23 protein-coding genes and 1 pseudogene are annotated in these 20203 nt (G+C 65.8%); 12 read left to right on the top strand and 12 right to left on the bottom strand.

The genetic code is table 11. From position 1 onward, the window contains the following. The first annotated feature begins 79 nt into the window (after positions 1 to 79). The 7 genes from QHF84_RS22355 (at position 80) to QHF84_RS22325 (ending at position 5017) form a co-directional block, all read left to right on the top strand. On the top strand, positions 80 to 760 hold the full coding sequence (locus tag QHF84_RS22355; protein WP_281315394.1) for a hypothetical protein: 681 nt from the start codon (positions 80 to 82) through the stop codon (positions 758 to 760). Positions 761 to 843: 83 nt separating this feature from the next. Next, positions 844 to 1359: a GNAT family N-acetyltransferase gene (locus tag QHF84_RS22350; RefSeq protein WP_281315393.1), complete on the top strand. Its 516-nt coding sequence runs from the start codon at positions 844 to 846 to the stop codon at positions 1357 to 1359. Positions 1360 to 1391: 32 nt separating this feature from the next. Beyond that, a complete protein-coding gene (locus QHF84_RS22345; protein WP_281315392.1) occupies positions 1392 to 1538 on the top strand; it encodes a hypothetical protein in 147 nt (48 codons plus the stop codon). 30 nt (positions 1539 to 1568) lie between these two features. Continuing rightward, on the top strand, positions 1569 to 1871 hold the full coding sequence (locus QHF84_RS22340) for a S24/S26 family peptidase (RefSeq protein ID WP_281315391.1): 303 nt from the start codon (positions 1569 to 1571) through the stop codon (positions 1869 to 1871). A gap of 113 nt (positions 1872 to 1984) precedes the next feature. Then, positions 1985 to 2872, top strand: a complete 888-nt coding sequence (locus tag QHF84_RS22335; protein WP_281315390.1) for a UbiA family prenyltransferase — start codon at positions 1985 to 1987, stop codon at positions 2870 to 2872. A gap of 4 nt (positions 2873 to 2876) precedes the next feature. Further along, on the top strand, positions 2877 to 3869 hold the full coding sequence (locus QHF84_RS22330) for an alpha/beta hydrolase family protein (protein ID WP_281315389.1): 993 nt from the start codon (positions 2877 to 2879) through the stop codon (positions 3867 to 3869). 8 nt (positions 3870 to 3877) lie between these two features. Beyond that, positions 3878 to 5017, top strand: coding sequence for a glycosyltransferase (locus tag QHF84_RS22325; protein ID WP_281315388.1), 1140 nt, complete (start codon positions 3878 to 3880; stop codon positions 5015 to 5017). A gap of 5 nt (positions 5018 to 5022) precedes the next feature. Here the strand turns inward: QHF84_RS22325 and QHF84_RS22320 are convergent, their stop codons facing one another. Continuing rightward, the gene (locus QHF84_RS22320) at positions 5023 to 6615 is read right to left on the bottom strand and encodes a hypothetical protein (RefSeq protein WP_281315387.1); all 1593 of its coding nucleotides are present in this window, start codon (positions 6613 to 6615) and stop codon (positions 5023 to 5025) included. A gap of 692 nt (positions 6616 to 7307) precedes the next feature. After that, positions 7308 to 7526: a hypothetical protein gene (locus QHF84_RS50265; RefSeq protein WP_348652869.1), complete on the bottom strand. Its 219-nt coding sequence runs from the start codon at positions 7524 to 7526 to the stop codon at positions 7308 to 7310. On the opposite strand from QHF84_RS50265, the pseudogene QHF84_RS50260 reads away from it, so the two are divergent. Together QHF84_RS50260 and QHF84_RS50255 are read left to right on the top strand one after the other, a co-directional pair. Further along, positions 7521 to 7706 (top strand): annotated as a pseudogene (locus tag QHF84_RS50260) (hypothetical protein); the annotation flags it as partial. The gene QHF84_RS50265 and the pseudogene QHF84_RS50260 sit on opposite strands and share 6 nt — an antisense overlap. Before the next feature lie 16 nt (positions 7707 to 7722). Then, on the top strand, positions 7723 to 8214 hold the full coding sequence (locus QHF84_RS50255) for a hypothetical protein (RefSeq protein WP_348652871.1): 492 nt from the start codon (positions 7723 to 7725) through the stop codon (positions 8212 to 8214). A gap of 103 nt (positions 8215 to 8317) precedes the next feature. Here QHF84_RS50255 and QHF84_RS22310 read toward each other — a convergent pair whose 3' ends face one another. Together QHF84_RS22310 and QHF84_RS22305 are read right to left on the bottom strand one after the other, a co-directional pair. Beyond that, on the bottom strand, positions 8318 to 9226 hold the full coding sequence (locus QHF84_RS22310) for a hypothetical protein (RefSeq protein WP_281315385.1): 909 nt from the start codon (positions 9224 to 9226) through the stop codon (positions 8318 to 8320). 18 nt (positions 9227 to 9244) lie between these two features. Beyond that, positions 9245 to 9472 (bottom strand): hypothetical protein, encoded by a 228-nt coding sequence (locus QHF84_RS22305; protein ID WP_281315384.1) that lies wholly within the window; start codon positions 9470 to 9472, stop codon positions 9245 to 9247. A gap of 90 nt (positions 9473 to 9562) precedes the next feature. On the opposite strand from QHF84_RS22305, the gene QHF84_RS22300 reads away from it, so the two are divergent. Next, positions 9563 to 10309 (top strand): polysaccharide deacetylase family protein, encoded by a 747-nt coding sequence (locus QHF84_RS22300; protein WP_281315383.1) that lies wholly within the window; start codon positions 9563 to 9565, stop codon positions 10307 to 10309. Between the two features lie 34 nt (positions 10310 to 10343). Here QHF84_RS22300 and QHF84_RS22295 read toward each other — a convergent pair whose 3' ends face one another. From QHF84_RS22295 to QHF84_RS22285, 3 genes are all read right to left on the bottom strand, one after another. Next, on the bottom strand, positions 10344 to 11348 hold the full coding sequence (locus tag QHF84_RS22295) for a WD40 repeat domain-containing protein (RefSeq protein ID WP_281315382.1): 1005 nt from the start codon (positions 11346 to 11348) through the stop codon (positions 10344 to 10346). 74 nt (positions 11349 to 11422) lie between these two features. Next, positions 11423 to 11854: a hypothetical protein gene (locus tag QHF84_RS22290; RefSeq protein ID WP_281315381.1), complete on the bottom strand. Its 432-nt coding sequence runs from the start codon at positions 11852 to 11854 to the stop codon at positions 11423 to 11425. A gap of 90 nt (positions 11855 to 11944) precedes the next feature. Continuing rightward, entirely contained in the window at positions 11945 to 12868 is a 924-nt protein-coding gene (locus QHF84_RS22285; protein ID WP_281315380.1) for a LysR substrate-binding domain-containing protein, read from the bottom strand. A gap of 101 nt (positions 12869 to 12969) precedes the next feature. Between QHF84_RS22285 and QHF84_RS22280 the strand changes: the two genes are divergently transcribed. Further along, the gene (locus QHF84_RS22280; protein WP_281315379.1) at positions 12970 to 13815 is read left to right on the top strand and encodes an oxidoreductase; all 846 of its coding nucleotides are present in this window, start codon (positions 12970 to 12972) and stop codon (positions 13813 to 13815) included. Positions 13816 to 13828: 13 nt separating this feature from the next. On the opposite strand, the gene QHF84_RS22275 is transcribed toward QHF84_RS22280, so the two are convergent. The 5 genes from QHF84_RS22275 to QHF84_RS22255 all read right to left on the bottom strand — a co-directional run bounded on the left by QHF84_RS22275 (position 13829) and on the right by QHF84_RS22255 (position 18952). Next, entirely contained in the window at positions 13829 to 14728 is a 900-nt protein-coding gene (locus tag QHF84_RS22275; RefSeq protein ID WP_281315378.1) for a metallophosphoesterase, read from the bottom strand. Between the two features lie 68 nt (positions 14729 to 14796). Beyond that, complete coding sequence (locus tag QHF84_RS22270) at positions 14797 to 15726, bottom strand: SMI1/KNR4 family protein (RefSeq protein WP_281315377.1); 930 nt, start codon at positions 15724 to 15726, stop codon at positions 14797 to 14799. Between the two features lie 75 nt (positions 15727 to 15801). After that, positions 15802 to 16806, bottom strand: coding sequence for an AraC family transcriptional regulator (locus QHF84_RS22265; protein WP_281315376.1), 1005 nt, complete (start codon positions 16804 to 16806; stop codon positions 15802 to 15804). A gap of 4 nt (positions 16807 to 16810) precedes the next feature. Continuing rightward, the gene (locus QHF84_RS22260; RefSeq protein WP_281315375.1) at positions 16811 to 17695 is read right to left on the bottom strand and encodes an oxidoreductase; all 885 of its coding nucleotides are present in this window, start codon (positions 17693 to 17695) and stop codon (positions 16811 to 16813) included. Between the two features lie 483 nt (positions 17696 to 18178). After that, positions 18179 to 18952 (bottom strand): hypothetical protein, encoded by a 774-nt coding sequence (locus tag QHF84_RS22255; RefSeq protein WP_281315374.1) that lies wholly within the window; start codon positions 18950 to 18952, stop codon positions 18179 to 18181. 308 nt (positions 18953 to 19260) lie between these two features. Here QHF84_RS22255 and QHF84_RS22250 point away from each other — a divergent pair, with 308 nt between their 5' ends. Beyond that, positions 19261 to 20181 carry a S8/S53 family peptidase gene (locus QHF84_RS22250; protein ID WP_281315373.1) on the top strand — a complete coding sequence of 307 codons (921 nt, stop codon included), beginning with the start codon at positions 19261 to 19263 and terminating at the stop codon, positions 20179 to 20181. The last annotated feature ends 22 nt before the right edge of the window (positions 20182 to 20203 follow it).

Here is a 20203-nt window from a genome sequence, read left to right as displayed (position 1 = left end):
ATGTGTTCTCGGGCGGAGAGGTTTCCGTTACCGTGCTTCCGGGTCCTCCGAGGATGGGGGACCTGTAAGGAAGAAGCACATGCAATTGCGGAAGAAATTTGCACTATCGTGCTCGAGCGCCATCATCGCTGCGAGCGCCGCGGCGTGCTCGGTTTCGCCGGCGCCGGAGGACATCGTGGGCGTGGAGAGCGACGCGCTCGTGGTGGGAGGGGGAGGGGTCGGGGTCTGCAACCAGGCCGATCCGTACGAGAAGAACAACAAGCCATCGAGCGCCACGGGTCTGGCCTATAGCTATATCTACTTCGAGCCGGCGGACCCGGAATACTGGTGGTCGGTGGACACCGGCGGCGCCTATACGGGCGCGTCCGCGTCGATTTGCAAGAAAGATCAGGACTGGTACTTCGTGTCGACGTCAAACTTGCCCTACACGCCGGGCTGGCTCTCGATCCGCGCGCAGGCCGCCGGCGCCTCGCATTGCCCGATGTACGTGTACGAGGAAGAAGGCGAGACGTATTCGTGGGGCTACGATCCGCCCGCGGGGCCCGAGAACACGATCCAGATCGACGTCTACAGCGCCGGCACCTTGCAGCTCGTGGCCTCGGCGCAGAGCAACATCGGCCGCATCTTCCTCGACACGTACAACGGGCCGCTGGATCAGGACCTCTATCTGCGCGTTCACGGACCGAAGGAGGCCCATTACGGCTACAACCTCTCGGTCGCGGTGCAGACCGACGCGTTCGAGGACGAGTGCGAGTACTGAGCCCCGCCCACGTTCGCCGCGTCGAGCGCCTCCCTGCTTCTCTCTTGCCCTGACGCCGTGAAACGTTCATAAAGGCCATCATCATGAACGGCGCGCTTGCAACGACCGAACGGTTGACGATTCGCAAATTGACGCTGGCAGACGCGCCGTTCATCTTTCGCCTGGTCAATGACCCGGATTTCCTGGCGTACATCGGCGATCGCGGCGTGCGCACGCTCGAGGACGCCGAGGCATACCTCCGCAATGGGCCGTTCGCCAGTTACGAGCGTCACGGGCACGGCCTCTGGGGTGTCGCCCTGAAGGAAACGGGGGAGCTGATCGGCATGTCGGGGCTCTTGAAGCGCGAGCAATATGCCGATGTCGATATCGGTTATGCATTTCTGCCGGAATTTCGCGGTGGCGGGTACGCCTTCGAATCGGGATCGGCGGTGCTCGAGATCGCTGCCTCCGTGGTCGCGCTCCGCAGGGTGATCGCGCTCGTCTCCCCGGCGAACGCCGCGTCGATCGGCCTCCTGAAGAAGCTCGGGTTCACCCGCGCCGCCGCGCAGCCGGCGGAGCCGAACACGGTCATCTACGAGCGAAGTCTGGGCGGAGATTGAGGCACGATGTCGACGGATGCTCCCGAGAGCGCATGACCGACGCCGAGATCCTGGAGCGCCTCGTCACGATTCGCGCAAAGCTCGATCTCCTCGGCGACGAAGCGCAAGCGGGCCTCCTGGACGATCCGATGTTCGATGACGACGAGGACGAGGACGAGCCAGAAACGGTCGAAGGCTGAGAGGGTCTCCGCGAACCGAGGATATGAGCCATGGGTTGGGCCACTGGACACATCACCAAGCTTCGCGCCGGGCAGGTCGTTTCCTTTCGTCCGCGGGGCAACTCCATGTCTCCGCGGATCGAATCCGGTCAGCTCTGCACCGTGGAGCCCGTCGACCCACGCGACATTCGCCCGGGCGATATCGTCCTGTGCAAGGTCCGTGGCACCGAGTATCTCCACTTCGTCAAGAGCGTTCAGGATGGCCGTTTCCAGATCGGGAACAACCGCGGGCACATCAATGGGTGGATTGGTCACAATGCCATTTTCGGTCGGCTCGTGAAGGTCGAGCCCTGAGGCGGAGCGGCGGGCGGGTCGTGGGGGCTGGCTTGCGCGGGCCGCCCACGAATGGGCTTGACAAGAGCATGCCCGAACGCTTACTCCCGCCCCGGCTCCAGGGAGCTTCCTTCATGAACCAGCTCGCAACAGGCACCAGGCCATTCCTGGGCACCCTTCGCTTGAGCCGCGTCGAGGAGTTTTACGGCAACACCATTGCCCTCGTCGCGCTCGGGACGATCTTCAATCCGCGACTGTCGACCAGCGACATCGTCCTGCTCTTCACCGGCAATCTCCTGCTCACGATCTTCGCCTTCGCCATCAACGACGTCGAGGACGCGGACGACGACAGCAAGGATTCGCAGAAGGTCGTCCGCAACCCCATCTGCGCCCGTCTGCTCACGCATGGGCAGGCATTGGCGTTGAGCTGGCTCTCCGCGCTCGCCGGCCTCGCGCTCCTCTGGCCCTTCGGGGCGCGTGTGGTCCTCCTGGGCGCATTGAACGTGGCCCTCGGGTTCTCGTATTCGTACCGGCGAATCCGGCTCAAGGCCGTGCCTTTCGTCGATCTCATCTCCCACGGCCTCTTCTTGGGCACGCTCCAATTTCTCACCGTCGCGTACGCCCGTGCCCCCGAGCTCCCTCGTTCGGCCGCGCTCGGCGCCGTCTTCATCTGTACCATCTCGATGGCGGGCGATCTGTGGAACGAGATCCGCGACTTCGAGGTCGACCGAAACACCGGCATCCGCAACACCGCGTCGGTGCTCGACGTCCGGCGCATCGAGCCGATTCTACCGCACCTCTTCGTCTGGCCTTCGGTGGGCGTGGCGTCGCTCGTCCTCCTGAACCTCTCGGGAACACAAAGGCTCATCGTCGGGCTCGCCGTGGCAGCGCTCTGCCTGGTCTTCGTGCTCCTGCCTTCGGGCCTGAAGAAGCGAATGGTGACCGATCAGGCGCAATGGCTCGCCGCGCTCGCGGGATGTTTGCTCCTCGTGATATGCCGCGTCACCTCCCCAGCGCCTTAGAGTCATGCGGATCCATTGGCTGGATGCTCTGTTTGCCCGGGTCGTCCTGTCCCGAACGCCGCGGTACTTCTCCGATGGGTGGGGGCCACTCTCGGAGCTCGACGCGCTCGTCGAGCCGCCTCGGACCCCGGTCGACCTTCACGACCTGACGCTCGGGCCCGTCCATCGCGAGGGTCCGCTTCTCGTGCAAGAGGGGCGTTTTGGAAGCCCCGCGGCGAGAGAGCTCATGCCTCCCGCTTGCCGCGAGGCATGTTTTCAGCTCGTGCTGCCTGCCGGCGCCGGCGCGCGTCCAGCCGTGTGCCTTTTGCTTGCGGCCTCGGGGGACGAAGGGTTTGGCCGGCGCCGCTCGCTCGCGAAGGACCTCGCGCGACACGGAATCGGGGCGCTGCTGCTCGAAAACCCTTATTACGGCGCGCGGCGCCCGCCGGGGCAACCGGGCGTCGCGGTGCGCACGGTCATCGATTTGTTGCTCATGTTTCGTGCGGCCGCCATCGAATCTCTCGCCCTCCTGCGATGGCTGCGCGCGCGGGGCCACGACCGCCTCGGGATTTCGGGCTTCAGCATGGGGGGCAGCCTCGCCGCCTATACGGCCGCGCTTTCGAAAGAGCCCCTCGCCGTGATCCCCGTCGCTGCCGCGCACGCAATTGCTCCCATTTTCGAGGAGGGCGTGCTCTCCGATATGGCCGACTGGAGAGCGCTGGGATCGGATGTCGGTGCTTGCCCTGCCATTCGCAGGCGTCTCTGTGACGTGCTCGCGCCGGCATCCATCACTGCGCTGCCTCCGCCTCCCGCCCTCCGTAGCGCCATTCTCCTTGCCGCGCGGGAGGACGGCTTCGTCCCACCGAGCTCCACCACGCGCCTCGCCGAGCATTGGCGAGGCGCCGAGGTGCGTCACGTACCCGGCGGACACGTCAGCGCATCGCTCATCCAGCGCAAAGCCATCGTCCATGCCGTGCTGGATGCATTCTCGCGACTCGAGCCAAGCGCCGTCGCATGACGAGCGCCATGCAAAAAATCCTGCTCCTCCACGCGTCCGCCGGCGCTGGCCACAGAAAGGCCGCCGAGGCCATCGAGCGCGGCCTTCGAAGGCGCGGCATCTCCCCGACGATCGCAGATGCGCTCACGTATACGAGCCCATTGTTTCGACGAGCGTACGTCCGCGGCTACGAGCGAATGGTCCGAGAGCATTCGAAGCTCTGGGCCACCTTTTTCGACCTCACGGACACGCCTTCTCTGCGCCCGATGGTCCGGAGCGTTCGGCGCCTGGGTCACGCGCTGAGCACCCGATCGCTGGTGAAACGGGTGCAGGAGGGCCAGTTCGATACGATCGTCTCCACGCACTTCTTGTCGACCGAGGTCGTGGGGGACCTGCGCCTCCGGGGAGCGATCGGCGCGCGACTCGTGACGGTCGTGACGGATTACGACGTCCACACGATTTGGCTATCGAAAGGGGTCGACTTTTATCTCGTCGCCGCGGAGTCCACGAGGAGAAAGATGCTCACTCTCGGCGTCGAACCCCAGAGGATCGCCGTGACGGGCATTCCCGTCGACGAGACATTCGTGACGCCGCGTGATCGAGCGAGCACGCGGCGCCGGCTGGGCCTCGACCCGGACAGGTTTACTCTCCTCCTTTCGACGAGCTCGTTCGGATTCGAGCCCATCGAGCAGCTCGCCGCGCTCCTCGAGGACTTTCAGATCATCGTCATCTGCGGGCACAACGAGGTCTTGTACCGCCGCATGTGCGCCCATTGGAGACCTCGGCACGCAATCCACCGTTTCGTTCACAACATGGATGAAATGGTCGCGGCCTCCGATGTCGTGATCACCAAGCCCGGAGGCCTCACCATTGCCGAGGCGCTCGCGAGCCGGGTCCCGCTGGTCTTTTTCAGCGCGATCCCCGGGCAAGAGGAGCGCAACGTGCGTGTGCTGGCCGAGCACGGGATCGGTTCGTCCCCGGGGAGCCTCGAAGGGATCGCCTCCGAGATCAGGCGCTTGTCATCTCATCCGGACGCGCTGCGCGAGGCCCGCAACAGGGCGGAGGCGCTCGCGCGTCCCGATTCCGTGTCAGCCATCATCGACCGCCTCGTCGGCGCGCCCGGCGGGTCCCTGGCTAGCGAAGCGGACCTTCAGGGATGCATGCTCTGACGCCCTCAATGCGCGAGCAGCCACTGCGCGAGCGGCTCCCATGCGAGTGTGGACGCGTCCGCGGCATAAAGCAGGTCACCATGGCCGAAGTCTTCGGGCTCGTTTTCGACCGGGAGGCGTCGGACGACGTGCGTGGTGACATCGGTGGAGCCGACGACCGTGGTGGTGTAAAGGCCGTGATCACCGAAGCCGCCGGCAGCGCCGAGGTAGAAGAGCGGGACCGTGATATCGGCGAGGTGGTCGTCGAGCGGCAAGGGTGCCTCGCCGCACCAAAGAGCATCCCGATCGGCGCTCTCCACCAGCGCTTGATGCGGCGGTGAAAACGCGAGCCAATCGCTGATCAGCGCCTCGGGCGCATAACGCAGCTCGGTCGGCGCGCCGTCCTTGAAGATCCCGCCCACCAGGTGGTATTTCGGCTTGGGCTCGTAGAACTGGTACGTCTGCGTCACGAAGCCGAGCAGCACATCACGGTTCGAGTAGCCGTCATAGAATGGCGACGGGTCCGCGGGGGCGGAGGCGGCGAGCTCGCCAACCGGCTGGAAGAAAGCGCTGTTGTCGCTGTCCACCTCGCCCTGCGCGACCAGATCTCGCTCCTGCGCGGCATTGTCGCAGGCCACTTGCTTGCTGGCCGCGTCCTCGGGGGCCACCTTTGCGTAGATGTCGATGGGAACGATGCCCTTGACCTGCCGCTGCCCCGGCGCCTTCTGCGTCTCCTCGGCTGCATAGAGGTAGGTGATCTGCGCGCCGCTGCTGAATCCGCCGAGGATCAAGGGATCTCGTCCCGCGCCGGTCATGCCGCGGATCGAGCGCGCGAAGAAGATCGCGCTCCCCGCGTCGGAGACCGCCTGCACGACCCCCATATCGGCGAAGTCGGAGAAATCAGCGCCGTCCTTGGGCGCCGTGGTCCAGCGTCGATCGAGGCCCCATACATCGATTCCACGCTGAGCCAGGTAGACGGCGAGATCCTGGTCGGGCTGCGCCGCGTCGCTCTTCAATGAAGGCGCAAAATTGGTCTCGAACGTCGCAAAATCGCCGTGCAGCAGCAGGATCGCGTGGGCCACGGAGCGCGCCCGCCAGGGGGCGTCCTCGCGTACGATCCGGTGCACGCGGATGCGCGCATTGGGAGTGTTTCCCACCTTCACGAGGAAGCTATAATGGTAAATATCATCGACGATCGGCTCGCGCTTCACTTCGGTCACCTGCGCCTCGATGGCGGACGCCGACGTCTCCGCGGCGTCTCGCAGTATCGTCTCGTCGTCCTGCACCGGCGCCGTCTCCGTCGTGCATCCAACTGTCGCGACAACCAACCATCCCAGCACGACCGGCATGCACGGCATGCCAAAAGCAATCTTCTTCATCGTCGGTCTCCTTGCCCGACGCGCCCAAGCACATTGCATGCCGGAGTCTCGAGGGGGCATTGATAGGGGCTTGTTATCGTCAGCACTCGTCAATTCGCGCAACCTTGCGCGAATTGCGCATGCGTGCTCGATTCGTGCAACGAAGCCCCGGTACATGCTGCACGCCGGCGCTTTTTCGTTGAGGTCGAGAAACGCTGCGGTTCTGGACCAAGACGGATCGGCTGCGCTCGCTCCGAACATCCCTGCATGAGGCGGCGCCAGCACCGAGGAAGCCCTGCAACGAGAGCGTGTTTGCAGGGTGACGCACCGCAGCAGACGGACGGGCTCTACAAAAATTTACAAATTTCCAAAGTGCCAGGTGCCGATCGGCGATATGCTGGGGCCATGCGTTCTTGGTATGCATCAGTCATTTTCGCGTTCGCTGCCGTGAGCTGCGGCGGCACCGGCCTCGAGGCCCCCGTGCCGCACTTCGACCCTCCCAGCGCCACCACCCTTCCCGCGGTGAACTCGCTCATCAAGGTGATCAACCTGGACGACGAGCCCGTGATCTGTTTCACCACCGACGGCACGGTGCCAGAGTGGAACGGAGGGAATTGCAAGAACCGGCTCGACGCGAGTCGCCAAATCGCGGTGCCCGCGTGCGGGTTCAATGTGATCCGTATCGCGTGGTCGAAGGGCACGGACGAGGCCAACTACAAAGTCGAGAGTGAGGAATGCGACGCGACCTGCGAGCCGGTGTTGCCGTGGTCGAACCAGGATTTCGTGCGTGCATTCGCGGTCTGGCAGGACGAAACGAAGTGCCTCCTGAACGGTTGCGAGAACCCGTCGGGCACGGGCGATTGGCTCGAGCAGTGCGACTCCGGGAAAGTCGCCTGGGACGTGAGCCTGAGCGGCGTCCGCGCGATCAGCACGTTCACCTATGACGCCTGCGCTCACGCCGTCACGATCGACGTTGAGGAGGGCGGAATGACGGCCCCGCGGAAGATCAACCTCGTCGTCACGGGCAAGTTGATCCAGGACACCGATTTCAGCGGCAATGGCAACGAGGGAGGGACCGTGACGGTGTCGGGCGATTTCACGGGCACCGTCACGTCGCGCATCGTGCTCGGCGACAAGAAACGAAGCGGCGGCAGCTTCGATGCCGGATGCACGGCCGATCCGCTGGAGGGGAAGGAGTGCGCTCCCGCGGGCGCGAAGATCGCCTACGACTTCCCGAACTGGAGCTGCCACGGCAATATCTGCCCCGTCGCGATCGCGGGCTCCTGCCAGGCGGAAGACGCCGACGGGGACGCCATTGCCGACACGGCGGACAATTGCCCCGACAAGGCGAACACCGATCAATCCGACATCGATCATGACGGCATCGGCGACGTCTGCGACGACCAGTCGGACTTCGTCGTCCTTCGATTCAAGGTCGGCAATCGGTGCATGATCCTCGGCGACGGCAAGGTCGAGTCCACGAGCACGTGCGAGCCGACGGATCCCCGCCAGCAATGGGAGGTGTTCCCCGACGGCGATGCCTTCGGATTCCGCAATCTCTCGAACGGGGAGTGCCTGAGCCAATCCGGCATCCTGGCCGGCCCGTGGACGGTGGTCACCGCCCCGTGCGACGGCACGAACGAGCAGCGGTGGAAGCTCGAGGCGTACGATCAGGGCGGCTTCGACGCGAATTTCCCGGTTCGCCTGCACAACGTCGCCGACAATTTCTGCGCATACACTGATTTCACGGGCGAGGTCTACGGCACGGCCAGCAATTGCGGGCTCGCAGGGACCGAGTCGAACCGGAAGGTCGGGCTGTATTACGGCGGAGCGTTCGACAAGCCGCCGTATCAGCCTTGAAAGGTCGAAAACCGGAAGCGAGCTGCCCCGGCGTCGCTCCGACGATCCCCCGAAAATACCGGTCGAGCTGGCTTTGATCGTGAAGTCCGATCCGCGTCCGCCGTCAATTCTGGCAGGCGGACGCGAGCTTCGGATACCGATAAAGGCCGACGAAGCACATCTCGTCGTCGGAGCTGGTGCCGAAGCCGAGCGTCTTCGCGGTCGTGTTCATGTACGAGCATTCGTAGTGGATGCGGTCGCCCGCGAGGACCGTGGCCGGCGTGAGCGGGTAGTTCTTCTGCTCGGTGAAGCTGAAGGGCGCGTCGTGGAGGGTGACGTCGCCAGCGTTCGTCTGGTGTGTCACCCGCATATGCGTGCCGTAGTTGTGCATGTGAGGCCATACGCTCACGAGGGTGGCGTCGGCCGGAAAGGTGCAATCGCCTTGCACGGAGCCGGGGCTGTTCGGGGGCACGGAAATGCCGGGGGCGCCGGGCATGATCATCTCGGCTTCCTGTTTGACCTCGGAGGGATCGAGCGTCTTGACGAGCGTGCCTGAAATGCCGGGCAGTGGCTCCGTGGTCGTATTGAAGAGGTGAAGGTTCAGGAGGAGCTGTGTCCCCGCCGGAATCTTGAGCGCGACCCCTTCCGGGAAAACCAGATCGTCCGTGCCGATACCCGAGGCGAAGACCATGCTCTCGTGGATGGTCGGTCCGCAGACGGTCTCGCTGTCCGGCTGAGTTCCCGGGGCCCAGAGGAGCAGCGTGTGATGCGTCCCCGTCGACCCGAGGGGGCGGAAGGCGCTGATGTAGAGATCCTCGTGGAAGGTCTTGGTCGCGCACCAATAACTCTCGATGCCTCCGCCGATCTCCCACTTGGTGTCGATGAGCGTCTTCCACTCCTCCGTGCTGGTGCCCGAGGTCGATACCGGCGGATTCTCCTGCACCACCACATCCGCACCACAGCCGACGAGCCCTGCGGACGCGAGCACCAGTGAACCTACTACGAGCTGAAATTCGAGCCGTCGTGTCATCATGGCGGCCAGTATACGCCCTCACCGTGGATGCAGGTCGCGGAATGCGAGGCGGATGTAGAACGGAGCGGAGCCGAGGGACCCCCACGTGTATGCTGGTGTGGGTTTTTGCACTGCGCCAAGAATGCAACGACGGGCGACGAAGACGCCGCGGGTGGTTTCCAGGTTCTGCGACGTCACGCCATTGCCTTCGTCTGCTTGCAATCGATCGTGATTCAGGGTTTCACGAGCAATCTCTGCATGGGGCACGGCGTGGACACATCCTTGCTGGTGAGGGGGAGCTCGCGAGGGATGTGCAACAACGGCCGATCGTTTTCATCGAGGATTCGTGTCTTCCTCATGGCGCACGGCCTGCTGTCGTCGGTTGCTGCAACCTCTGCATGCACGGATACAAGGCCTACGGTGGTGTCCTTGGAATTCGACGATGGCGCGGAGAGCGCGTACGCTGCCGCCCGTACGGCGCTCGCCGAGCACCGCATGGTTGCCACATTTTTCGTCAACAGCGGCGCTCTCGGAGCGCCCGGTCGGCTTTCCGTGCATCAGCTCCGTGCGCTGGAGAGCGATGGGCATGAAATCGGTGGACACACGGTGGATCATCTCCACCTGCCGACGCTCGGTCACGCGGAGCTGGTCCACCAGATTTGCGACGATCGTACGGCGTTGTCGAACGAGGGGTTCGCGGTCACGAACTTCGCGTACCCGTTCGGCGAAGTCTCTCGAGACGCTGCAGCCGTCGCGGCCTCGTGTGGATATTCGAGCGCTCGGGGCGTTGGTGGCCTTCGCGGAATCTCGCACTGCTGGTTATGTCCGTACGCCGAGTCATTCCCACCTCACGACCCCTACCATACCCGGACGGCGCTCTCGGTCCGCGACGACACGACGCTGGAGGACATGAAACGTGCCGTGACGCGAGCACGGGAGCACGGTGGGGGTTGGGTACAGATCGTCTTTCATCAGATCTGTGATGATTGTGGTCGTTATTCGACGCGCGAATCCACCTTCCATCGATGGCTCGATTGGCTGTCGGAAGAACGAGCCCGTGGCCACATCGTCGTTCTCTCCGTACGCGATGCGCTGAGGAAGTGACGCGTGGAGCAGGAGACTGCCCCAGCGCTGCGCGTCAAGCCCCCGTTCCCTCGAGCTGCCAGATCACGAACGTGTCGCCCACGAGCGCCGCGACGCGGCTTCCCGCAGTCGAGAGTGCAACGTGATGCGGTCGCTCGCCGACCCCCATCGAGCAGAGCTCGCTGCCGGAAAGATTATCGTAGATGCAGATCGCGCCTCGCTCGTACCCGACGGCGGAGAGACGTCCGGTCCCATCGAATGCGATGCGGCTGCTGGCGCTCCCGTCGAGGGCGAGCACCCGCTCCGCGCGCGTCGAGCTCGTGTCGTAGAGCCATATCTCGCCGACGTCGCCGGCCATCACGTAATCGCCGTCGGACGCGAGCAGGAAGGCCTGCGGGCGAAAGCGGCTCCTCTGCGGTGTGTTCACGCGGCAGCGCGTGGACGCGACATCCCAGACGCGAATGGCGTGGTCGTCGGACGCGGCGAGCATGGAGCCGTCGTGGTTCAGTGACATGCGCGAGATGGTGTCGCGATGCCCGTCGAGCACCGTCGAGCGGCCCGAGGAAGGATCCCAGACGCGCACGTGGCCGGGGCCGAGCCCCGGATTCGGGCGGACCTCGGGGCGATATTCACCATAATCGTAAGGCATGCCGGCCTCGTAGAACCGGAGCTCTTTCTCGTATTGCTCGCGCTCCCACGTCAGCGCGCTGCCGCCCGCGGCGACGATCCGCTCGTCGCCGGAGATCGTGAGGCAATTCAGGTGATAGGGCACCTGCGCGAGCTCGACCGGGGTGGTGCTCTGGGAGGTCGAGGTGAACACGCGGCGCTCGCCGTCGGACCAGGCCACGCGATGGCCGAGGCGAGACACGGCGTGGAGCGAGATGCGGGCGAGATTCGTCTCCAGGAGGGGCGCGGGGCGCTTCGTCGACGCGGAATGCAAGCGCAGCGAGCCGCCCGTCCTCGTCACGACGGCGTCGAGATCAGGGAGGACGATCGCATTGTCGTGGGAACGCTCGGGGAGGGCAATGCGGCAGATCTCGGTGACCGTCGGGCGGCTCATGTTCCTCACCACCGTCGCCGGAAAAAGTTTGGGCCAAAACGATTCGCAGGGCGCGGATCATAGCGCATTGCGTATCAATCGAAGGAAAGCTCGGAGAGCAGGTACGCGAGCGCCTCGGTCTCGTCGACGAACACCGATGCCTTGCCTCTCTCGCGCGTCATGCGCGCGGCCTGGAGCTTGCCCGTGGCGCTCGCGACGAGGATGGCCGAGCGAATGAACCCCGAAAGGAGCCGCGCGCCGGTCTCGTGCACACGCCGCTCCGTCTCGCGATCGACCGCCATGGGCGCCTCCCGCGAGTCGAGCAGCAGGACGAATTGAGGGCGCATGAGCGGCGGGAAGAACCGATCGAAAAACGTGAGCAGGTCCGCCGTGGCCTGATCGTCGAGCGGTACGTCGGTCCGTCGGATTCGCACGAGCTTCCCGCCAGACTCTCGCAAAACCACGAACTGGCTCGACCGGAAGACCTCGCCTTCCGCGAGCCTTCCCCTGCTGGTGCTGCTCGCCATGACGAACCTTTCCATCGCATACGAAGGCAGGAGTCGGCAAGGGAAGAGCAGCGACGAAACCGGGCTCGATGAGGCGGCGCGTCGGGACCATTACCTCTTGCCTTTGGGCTGCGAGCGGGGCTCGTCACGCATGCTCTTCACGATTTCGACGAGGGCCTTGAGCTTGGGCTGCTCCTGCATGCGCGCCGGAAAGTAGAGGCAGAACCCCGGGCCGGGGGTCACGAAGGGCTCGAGCACGCGCTCGAGCCGGCCCTCGGCGACGGCGTCGACGATGGACTCGTCCGGCACGTACGCGAGCCCCGCGCCTTCGAGGGCCAGCGCGACCATGAGGCCGATGTCGTTGACGACGACGTTTCCGGGGACGTCGACCGTCAAGGGTTTGCCCTGCCGTTCGAACTCCCACCGATAGACGATACCGGTCGCGATCATGCGCTGGCGGATTCCTTGATGGCGGACCAGGTCCTCGGGCTTGCGCGGCCGTCCCGCGCGCGCGAGGTAACTCGGCGCGGCGACGATCGACCACGACGAATATTTCGTCATGGGCACGCGCACCATGTCCTTTTCGACGGCGTCCCCGAGCCGGATTCCAGCGTCGAAGCCCGCCTCCACGATGTCGACGAACGCGTCGTCGAGCGATATTTCGAGGGAAAGCTCCGGGTACAGCTCGCCCATGCGCGTCGCGAGCGGCGGGAGCAACCAGCTTCCGCTCGCGCGCGGCGCGGTGATGCGCAGCCGCCCCGAAGGACGGCCGCGGTAGTCGCCGAGCGCGGCGATTGCGTCCTCCACTTCCGCGATGGCAGGCTTCAGGCGCGCATGGAGATTCTCTCCTGCCTCGGTGAGCGCCACGCGCCGCGTCGTGCGCTGGAAGAGCACGACGCCGAGGCGCCGCTCGAGCAGCTTGATCTTCTGGCTCATCGCCGTCGGCGAAACGCCCATGTCGGCGGCGGCCGCCGTGAAGCTTTTGTGGTTGGCCACGGCGAGGAACGCGGTGAGCCCGTCGAACGTGTCTTCCATGCGCAGATTATGAACCAGGAGTTCATGACCCATCAAGAACTACCCTGATTGTCTTCACGGTCGGACGGGCCTATGTTCAACGTCGTCGAAAGGAGCTCATCATGACGAAGCAAACGAAGCGGGTCTGGTTCATCACGGGTGCGTCGCGCGGCATCGGCGCGGAAATCACGAGCGCGGCGCTTGCGGCGGGCGACTTCGTCGTCGCGACCGCGCGTGATCCGAAGCGCTTGGTCGAGCGATTCGGGGCAACCGAAGCCCTGCTGCCCGTCGCGCTCGACGTGACGAGCGAGAGCTCGGTCGCGGCCGCGGTCGAGGCGGCGCTCGCGCGCTTCGGCAGGATCGACGTGCTCGTGAACAATGCGGGCTACGGGCTGATCGGCGCGGTCGAGGAGACCTCGGGCGAGGATGTGCGGCGCCTCTACGAGACGAACGTCTTCGGGCTCCTCACGGTCACCCGTGCCGTGCTCCCGGTGCTCAGGAAACAACGGTCGGGGCACATCCTCAATCTGTCCTCGGTCGGCGGCTATCGGTCCGGCCCCGGCTTCGGCGTCTATTGCTCCACCAAGTTCGCTGTCGAAGGGATCTCGGAGGCGCTGCACGCCGAGCTTGCGCCCCTCGGCATTGCCGTGACGGTCCTCGAGCCCGGCTACATTCGAACGGAGTTCCTGGAGTCGAAGTCGGTGGTCGATACGGAGGCGACCATCCCCGATTACGCCGAGACGTCGGGCAAGGTCCGCGAGCGCGCGAAATCGGTGAGCCTGCAGCAGCCGGGCGATCCGGTGCGCCTCGCGCGGGCCGTGGTCGATCTGACCCGCGCGGACAATCCCCCGCTCCGCCTCCCGCTCGGCAGTGACGCCGTCGCGGCGATCGAAACGAAGAATGCATTCGTGGCGCAGGAGCTCGAAGCCTGGCGCGACGTCTCGGTCTCGATCGACTTCCCGCGCTGAAGCGACCGGCGCATCACAGGTACCGATACGTGCTCTTGGTGTACTCCTTGAGCCAGGGTGCGTCCAAGAACGACATTCCGAGCGCGCGGGACCCCTGCCACTGCAAGATGCCGATGCACCCCGGGTTCAACCGGTGCGGGCGCCAGAAGCTCACGGCGTTCATGTGGTAGCTCCGGGTGGTCGTGGAGAAGGAAATCTCCTGCCCCTCTTCATGGTAGTGCCCGCAGAAGTGATATGCCGGCTGAAGGTTCAGGATGAAGTCTCGCACCGCGGAGGACCCGGCGCCCGCATACTTGGGGTGGATGCGGGTCGCCGCGTCGAGCGGCGGTTCATGCGACAAGAAGACGTCGAGCTGCTCTTTCAAGGCAAACAGCCGCTTGATGTCTTGCTTGGTATAGCACTCCCCGCCGTCGTTCTTGACCGGGTTGCCGCCCTCGTCCGCGATACCCCCCAGGCCAGCGATCCGCAACGAATGACCGCCCTTCTCGTACGTGAACGGCACACCGCTCTTGAGATAATGAATTCTTTCGAATGCGTCGACGGGCACCGGGCCGTGGTCCGTGCCGTCGAGCTCGCAGAGGTAGGAAAAGTCCTCGTGATTGCCGCGGATGAAGATCATGTCCGCGTCGATCCTGCGGTGCTCCGCCGCATCGGGGCCCAGGATCTCCTCGGCCTCGGGCTCTCCGTGAAAATAGGCGGTGAAGCCCAGCTCGTCCGGATCACTCTCCGCGAAGCGCTTGGTGGCCTTGTCCAATCGGTAGGGTGGCGGAAAGGCACCAAAATCCCCAACCTGCAAGATCAGGTGGATCGTCTGCCCTTCCTCCTCTTGCCACCGCTTCAGGACCCGGTACGCCAGCGTGAGGTGACCGTGGGTGTCGCCCAAGATCGCGATGTTGAGGTGCTCCACCTCCATGTTCGTAGGGCAGATGCTCACATCTTGTCAATGGCCGTGGCCGGTGTACCCGGCTTCGTCACGCCCATTCAGCTCTGTGCGGCAGCACGGGCCCGCGCGAGGGCAATGTCGCGGATGGCGTTGTTGCCGATACGAGCGCCGCCTTCCGCGACGATCTGCCACTGCGCCGCGGACAACGTGAGTCGGTTCAGCATGGGGCGCAAAGCGCTCGCGAGGAACGCCGGAGACGCGCCCGCGGCGAAGAGCAACGAGACGGCCTCGGTGAACGCGGCTTTCGACTTCCGCTCCGCTCGCTCCAGGACCTCCTGCGCCGCGTCGTCTCGATTTTGCGCGACAGCCTCGTCGAGCAGCTCCTTCGCGGACATCTTGTTCTTGCGCTGCCGCTCTTCCCGCTCGGCGCGACGTTGCTCCTCTTCTCTGCGCTCAGCCTCCCGGTTGCGGAGCTCGAGGTAATAGTCGCCGAATCCCTCCTCCACGCGGTAATCGTCCGCGACGACGCGAGACGCGTACTGGGTCGCCCAATCCACGATCGAAGCCGCGTGCAGGTAAAGGGTAGGCCAACCGTCGTGGCGAACATCGAACACGCGCCCGCTCACCGTGTTCACGGCGAGCCCATCGGAGTCGCGGCCGGCAAAAGGAATCCAGGCATCCGAGAAGAGCTCGGCATTCGTGAGGCCCGACTCCGGCATGGCCTGAGGGGTCTCGCGCAGGAACCCGAGCGCGTTCATGACGGAGTCCCTTTCGCCGAGGGCTCGTTCGATCGAGAAGAGATCGAAGGCTTCGACGAATCCGTTCATCTCCTCGTGCTGGCCGTCGTGGAGCGACCACAGAGCCCGTAGCTCGGCCCCCAGCGAAAACCCGAGCTCCGCCTCGGCCTCCGCCAGTCGTTCCGCGCTCGCGCCGGGCGCGAGGTTCTCGGCCAGGAGCTCCGCGCCATGCTTCGTCATCCAGGTCGTGATCCGCTCGAAAGCCTCGGCCAGCGATTCTTCCGGTTTCATGGGGCCGATGCGTACCAAAATTGCCCGCGCACGCGCAAGCGGATCATGCCGCCGAGCAAGGTTACGCGACGCCGCTCACGGTTGCGGAGCAGCGGCGAGCCGGCGGTAGCGCGCGGGCGTCATGCCCTCCCAGCCCTGGAACGCCCGCGCGAATGAATTGAGCTCCTCGAATCCCAGGAGGAAGGCGACCTCGCCGGCTTCGAGATCGGTGCGCGCGAGCAGCCGGCGCGCGGATTGATAACGGACGTCGTCGAGCAGGCGCTGGTAACTCGTCCCGGCCTCCCCGAGCCGGCGCTGCAGCGTGCGCGGGCTCATTCGAAGGTCCTTCGCGACCTTGTCGACGGACGGGCGCTCGCCGCACATGCGGCGGCAAAGCGCGAGGCGCACGTCGTCGGCGAGCGAGCGGCGACGGCCTTCCTGCGCGAGCTCGCTGTCGAGGCCGGGAAGGAGAAGCGCGAGCAGGTCCGCGTTGTGCGTCACGAAAGGCTCGGCGAGCGCGGCCTCGGGCAAGACGAGGCGATCGACCGGCGCGTCGAAGCGAATCTCACAATTGAAATGGCGCGCGAGGAGGGCCGCGTCCATGCGCCGCCGCGCGAGCTCGACGCGCACCGGCGTGATGTTTTTCTGGGTGCCGCGCCGCGCGAGGGCGAGGACGGCGGCAAACGTGCCGTCCACGAGGAGCCGCGGCGGCTCGCCCTCCGCGAGCCACCAATGGAAGCCGACGCGCGCCTCCCCTTTTTCGATTTCGACGAACACCTCCTCCGGGCAGACGAGCCGCTTGTACTTCGCGAGCTTTTCGAGCGCCTCGCCAAGCGTCGCCGCGTGGAGCGCGGCCATCGACGCGACGTCGTACTTGTGCGGCAGCGCCCCGGCGCCGAGGCGGAGGCCGAGATCACGCGCGCCGCTCGCCTCCTCGATCGCGTCCCACAACGCGAAGAACTCCGCGGTGGTGAGGCGCGTCCGCGGGGGGGCGAGGTGCGCGCGCGAGAGGCCGACCTTGGCGAGAATGCGGTCGACGTCGAGGTCGAGCGCCGCGAGGCGCTCGATCATCACGCCGGGGATGGGAACGAGCTCCGCCATTGCCTCATTGTCGCACGGCGAGGAGCATCTTGGCCACCTCCGTGTCGGCGAAGTCGCCGAGGCCGTCGAAGTCGGTCGAAGCGCTGAGGGGCGCCCACTTCGCGTCCTCGGCCGCCTGTGCGGCGGCCGTCGTCTTCGCGATGAACATCGCGTCGGTCCCGAGCAAGAGGCGCAGCGGCGGCTTCGGCTCCGCCGCCACCTTCACGATCGCCTGCGCGCCCTTTTTGGGATCGCCGCGGACCGCGTCCTGGGTCTTGCGGACGAGGCCACGCACCGCGCCGACGGTCTGCTCGTAGTCGGGCTGGATCGGATCGATGCGCATCGACGAGCCGGCCCAGTCGGTGCGAAAACCCCCGGGCTCCACGATCGTCACGCGAATGCCGAGCGGCCGCACCTCGGCGTGGAGCACCTCGGAGAAGCCCTCGACGGCGAATTTCGCCGATTGATACGAGCCCAGGCCGGGGGAGCCTTTGCGACCTCCGATCGACGAGATCTGGATGATGTGTCCGTCGCGCTGCTTTCGCAGGACGGGGAGCGCCGCGCGCGTCACGTTCACGAGGCCGAAGAAATTGGTCTCGAACTGCGCGCGGAAGTCCTCGTCGCTCACGTCTTCGATCGAGCAGACATTCGCATACCCCGCATTGTTGACGAGGACGTCGAGGCGACCGAATTCGCGCACCGCAGCCTCGACCGCAGCGCGCGCCGCGGCCGGATCGGATACGTCGAGCGCGACCGCGCGCGCGTGCTCGGGATGCGCCTCGACGAGCGCGCTTAGATGCTCGGGTTTGCGCGCCGTGGCGACGACGCGATGGCCGGCCGCGAGCGCAGCCTGCGCGATTTCCCATCCGAGCCCGCGCGCACTTCCCGTGATGAGCCAAACCTTGGACATGCAATCGACCTTTCCAGAGCCGACATCGCGGCTCACCCGGACAGCATTCGCCTCCCGGGAACGAGGCGCCAATCGGATCACGCCAATGTTTCATCCGATCGCGCCAGCGTCGGTGCACCCGTACAGGTCCTCCGAGCGGGTCCTGCGCAAGGCCGGCAGGCAGGATGTAATGCCGGTCGCCCCTGATATTGTGATCTGGCAAGCCTAAAGGCCTCCCGAACAGGAGCACGACCCCTGCCGGAAGGCCTCCCGGCCTCGCGAGACGACCCGTTCCCCCGATTCGGCAGACCGCCCGGCCTCGCGAGACGACCTGTTCCCCCGATTTTGCAGACCGCCCGGCCTCTCGGAATGACCTTTCGCCTCGATATCGCAAGCCCGGAGGCCTCGGGACGCATCTCGTCCCCTCGAATCCCGACGCCTCCCGGCCTCCCCGATCGATGTCCCGACCCGCTCCCCGAGACCGATCGGCCTCGGGCGACGCCCTCACGTCCTTTCGGGCGAGGCCGGCGGGCCTGCGTCGGCCTCGCCGCTGCTGCGCGGGCGCTTCTGCGTGGCCTCCCGGAACGAATCGAGCGGCCGGAGGGCGGTCCGCGCCGCCGTGATCGTCGCCGGCTTGTCCCGCTCGATCGTGGCGAGCACCTTCGTCGCGTAATCGACGATCTCCTGCCCCATGGCCCGCACGTGCTCGCCGAGGTCCTCGGAGAGCGCCGCCTCGCGCTGCAACACGCCGGCCACCATCTTCCCATACGCGACGTGCTGCACGCGGACGTTCGCGAGGAACTCCTTGCCGGCGATCCGATCGATATCGACGGCGAACCCCTCCTCGTCGATGCGCCGGAGCACGGAGTCCGCGATGGCATATTGCTCGGGATACGATTCCGTGAGGAACGAGAGCCCCGATTCGCCGAACAAGCTCGCGAGGATCTCGGCCGCGCGCTTCGCGTCCGGATACGTCTCCGCGGGGAGCAACGTATACGCCTGGAGCCTGCCGCGCAGCGCGCCCCATGAATTGTCGCCGGCCCTGTCGATGGGCCGCGAATCCTCCTCGCCCCCGCGCCCGAGCGCCTTCTTGCGCAACGTATAAGCGACCTGCGCCGCCTCCGCGACCTCCGTGAGCCGCTTTTGCGACTTCTTGACGGACGCCGGCATGGCCTTGGGGCAGCTCTCCGCGAGGACGCGGCAAAGCGTGATGCCACCTTCGAGGGTCATGACCGGAGCACGGGTGTATTGGGCGGGATCGGGCGCGGTGGGCGACATGGGAGGTATTTATCACGAAAGGGTGAGAAAGGGGAAGGGGGTGTGGTGTCGAGGAGGGGGGACGAGGTGTCGAGGGGCGTGGACGAGCCCCGAAGGGTCGCGCATGGCGGCGTGGCCCGGGACATTCGAACCCACTCGCCGCGCGTGCCCTTCGCTCCAGCGCAGGACCTGCGCGCACGTGCACGCTATGCGTGGTGCGGGAAGGTCGCCCTCTCGAAAAGCCGCGAATCACGAGGAACGGAAGAGCCTGGCACGGTCATTGCCCATTGTCCGTCTTCGTGTCGAGCGCTTGCTCGGGAGGTATGCAAATGAGTCGTTCTGTCGTGGCATGGGCTCCCTTCGAGGTGCACGCGTCGCGCAACAAGGGGGCGCCGAGGATTCTAGCGTCGTTCACGTCCAGCCGGGGGTTGGAGAGCGACCACCTCGTGGCGCTCGGCGTCCCCGGCCTGTGGAAGAAGACGCGGGGCGAGGGGGTCCGCGTCGCGCTGCTCGACAGCGGCGTCGCGCGCGTGTCCGGGTTGCTCGGTGCCGATGCGCTTTATCTCGATCACGATGGCAATCACGTCGGCCCCGGGGATCGAGCGGGCCACGGGACGGCTTGCGCGAGCCTCATCGCTTCGCGCGACAAGCGCGCGCCCGGCGTCGCGCCCGAGGCCACGCTGGTCAGCATTCGTGTCGCGGACCTCGACGGCAATCCCGAGGAGGACCGCGTCATCGCAGGCCTCGAGACGGCCCTCCGGCTCGAATGCGACGTCGTCTCGTGCAGCTTCGTCTTCCGGTCGGCATGGCAGGCGATGTTCGACGCCGTGGGCAAAGTCCTCGATAAGGGGCTCGTCGTCGTGGCCGCGTCCGGCAATGATCCGTCGGTCTCGAATGCATTCCCCGAGAAGACTCCCGGCGTCGTCGTGGTCGGCGCGCTGGACGCCGATGGAGAGCCCCTGTCGGAGCAGCGGCTCGGTCGCTTCACCGACGTCTTCGCTCCGGGGGAGGAGCTCTTGCACATCGACGCGGGCGGAGACGCCTCGACGCGTTTTGGCCATACCTCTGGCGCCACGGCCCTCACGAGCGGGGTCGTGGCCTTGATCTTGTCGACCCGCACCGGCCCTTCGCGGCGCCAGGCGGCGGCGCGGATCCCCGAGGTCCTGCGGCGCACGGCGAGGCGCGTGCATGGCGCAGGAAGCATCGATGCGGGTCTCGTCGACGCGCCGGCGGCGATCTCGGGGATCTAGGGTTTGCGACGTGAATGTTGAA

This window comes from Polyangium sp. y55x31, from assembly GCF_029946505.1.
GTDB lineage: Bacteria > Myxococcota_A > Polyangia > Polyangiales > Polyangiaceae > Polyangium.
Note: the sequence above shows the minus strand (reverse complement) of the source record. Positions and strands in the feature narration are given on the sequence as shown.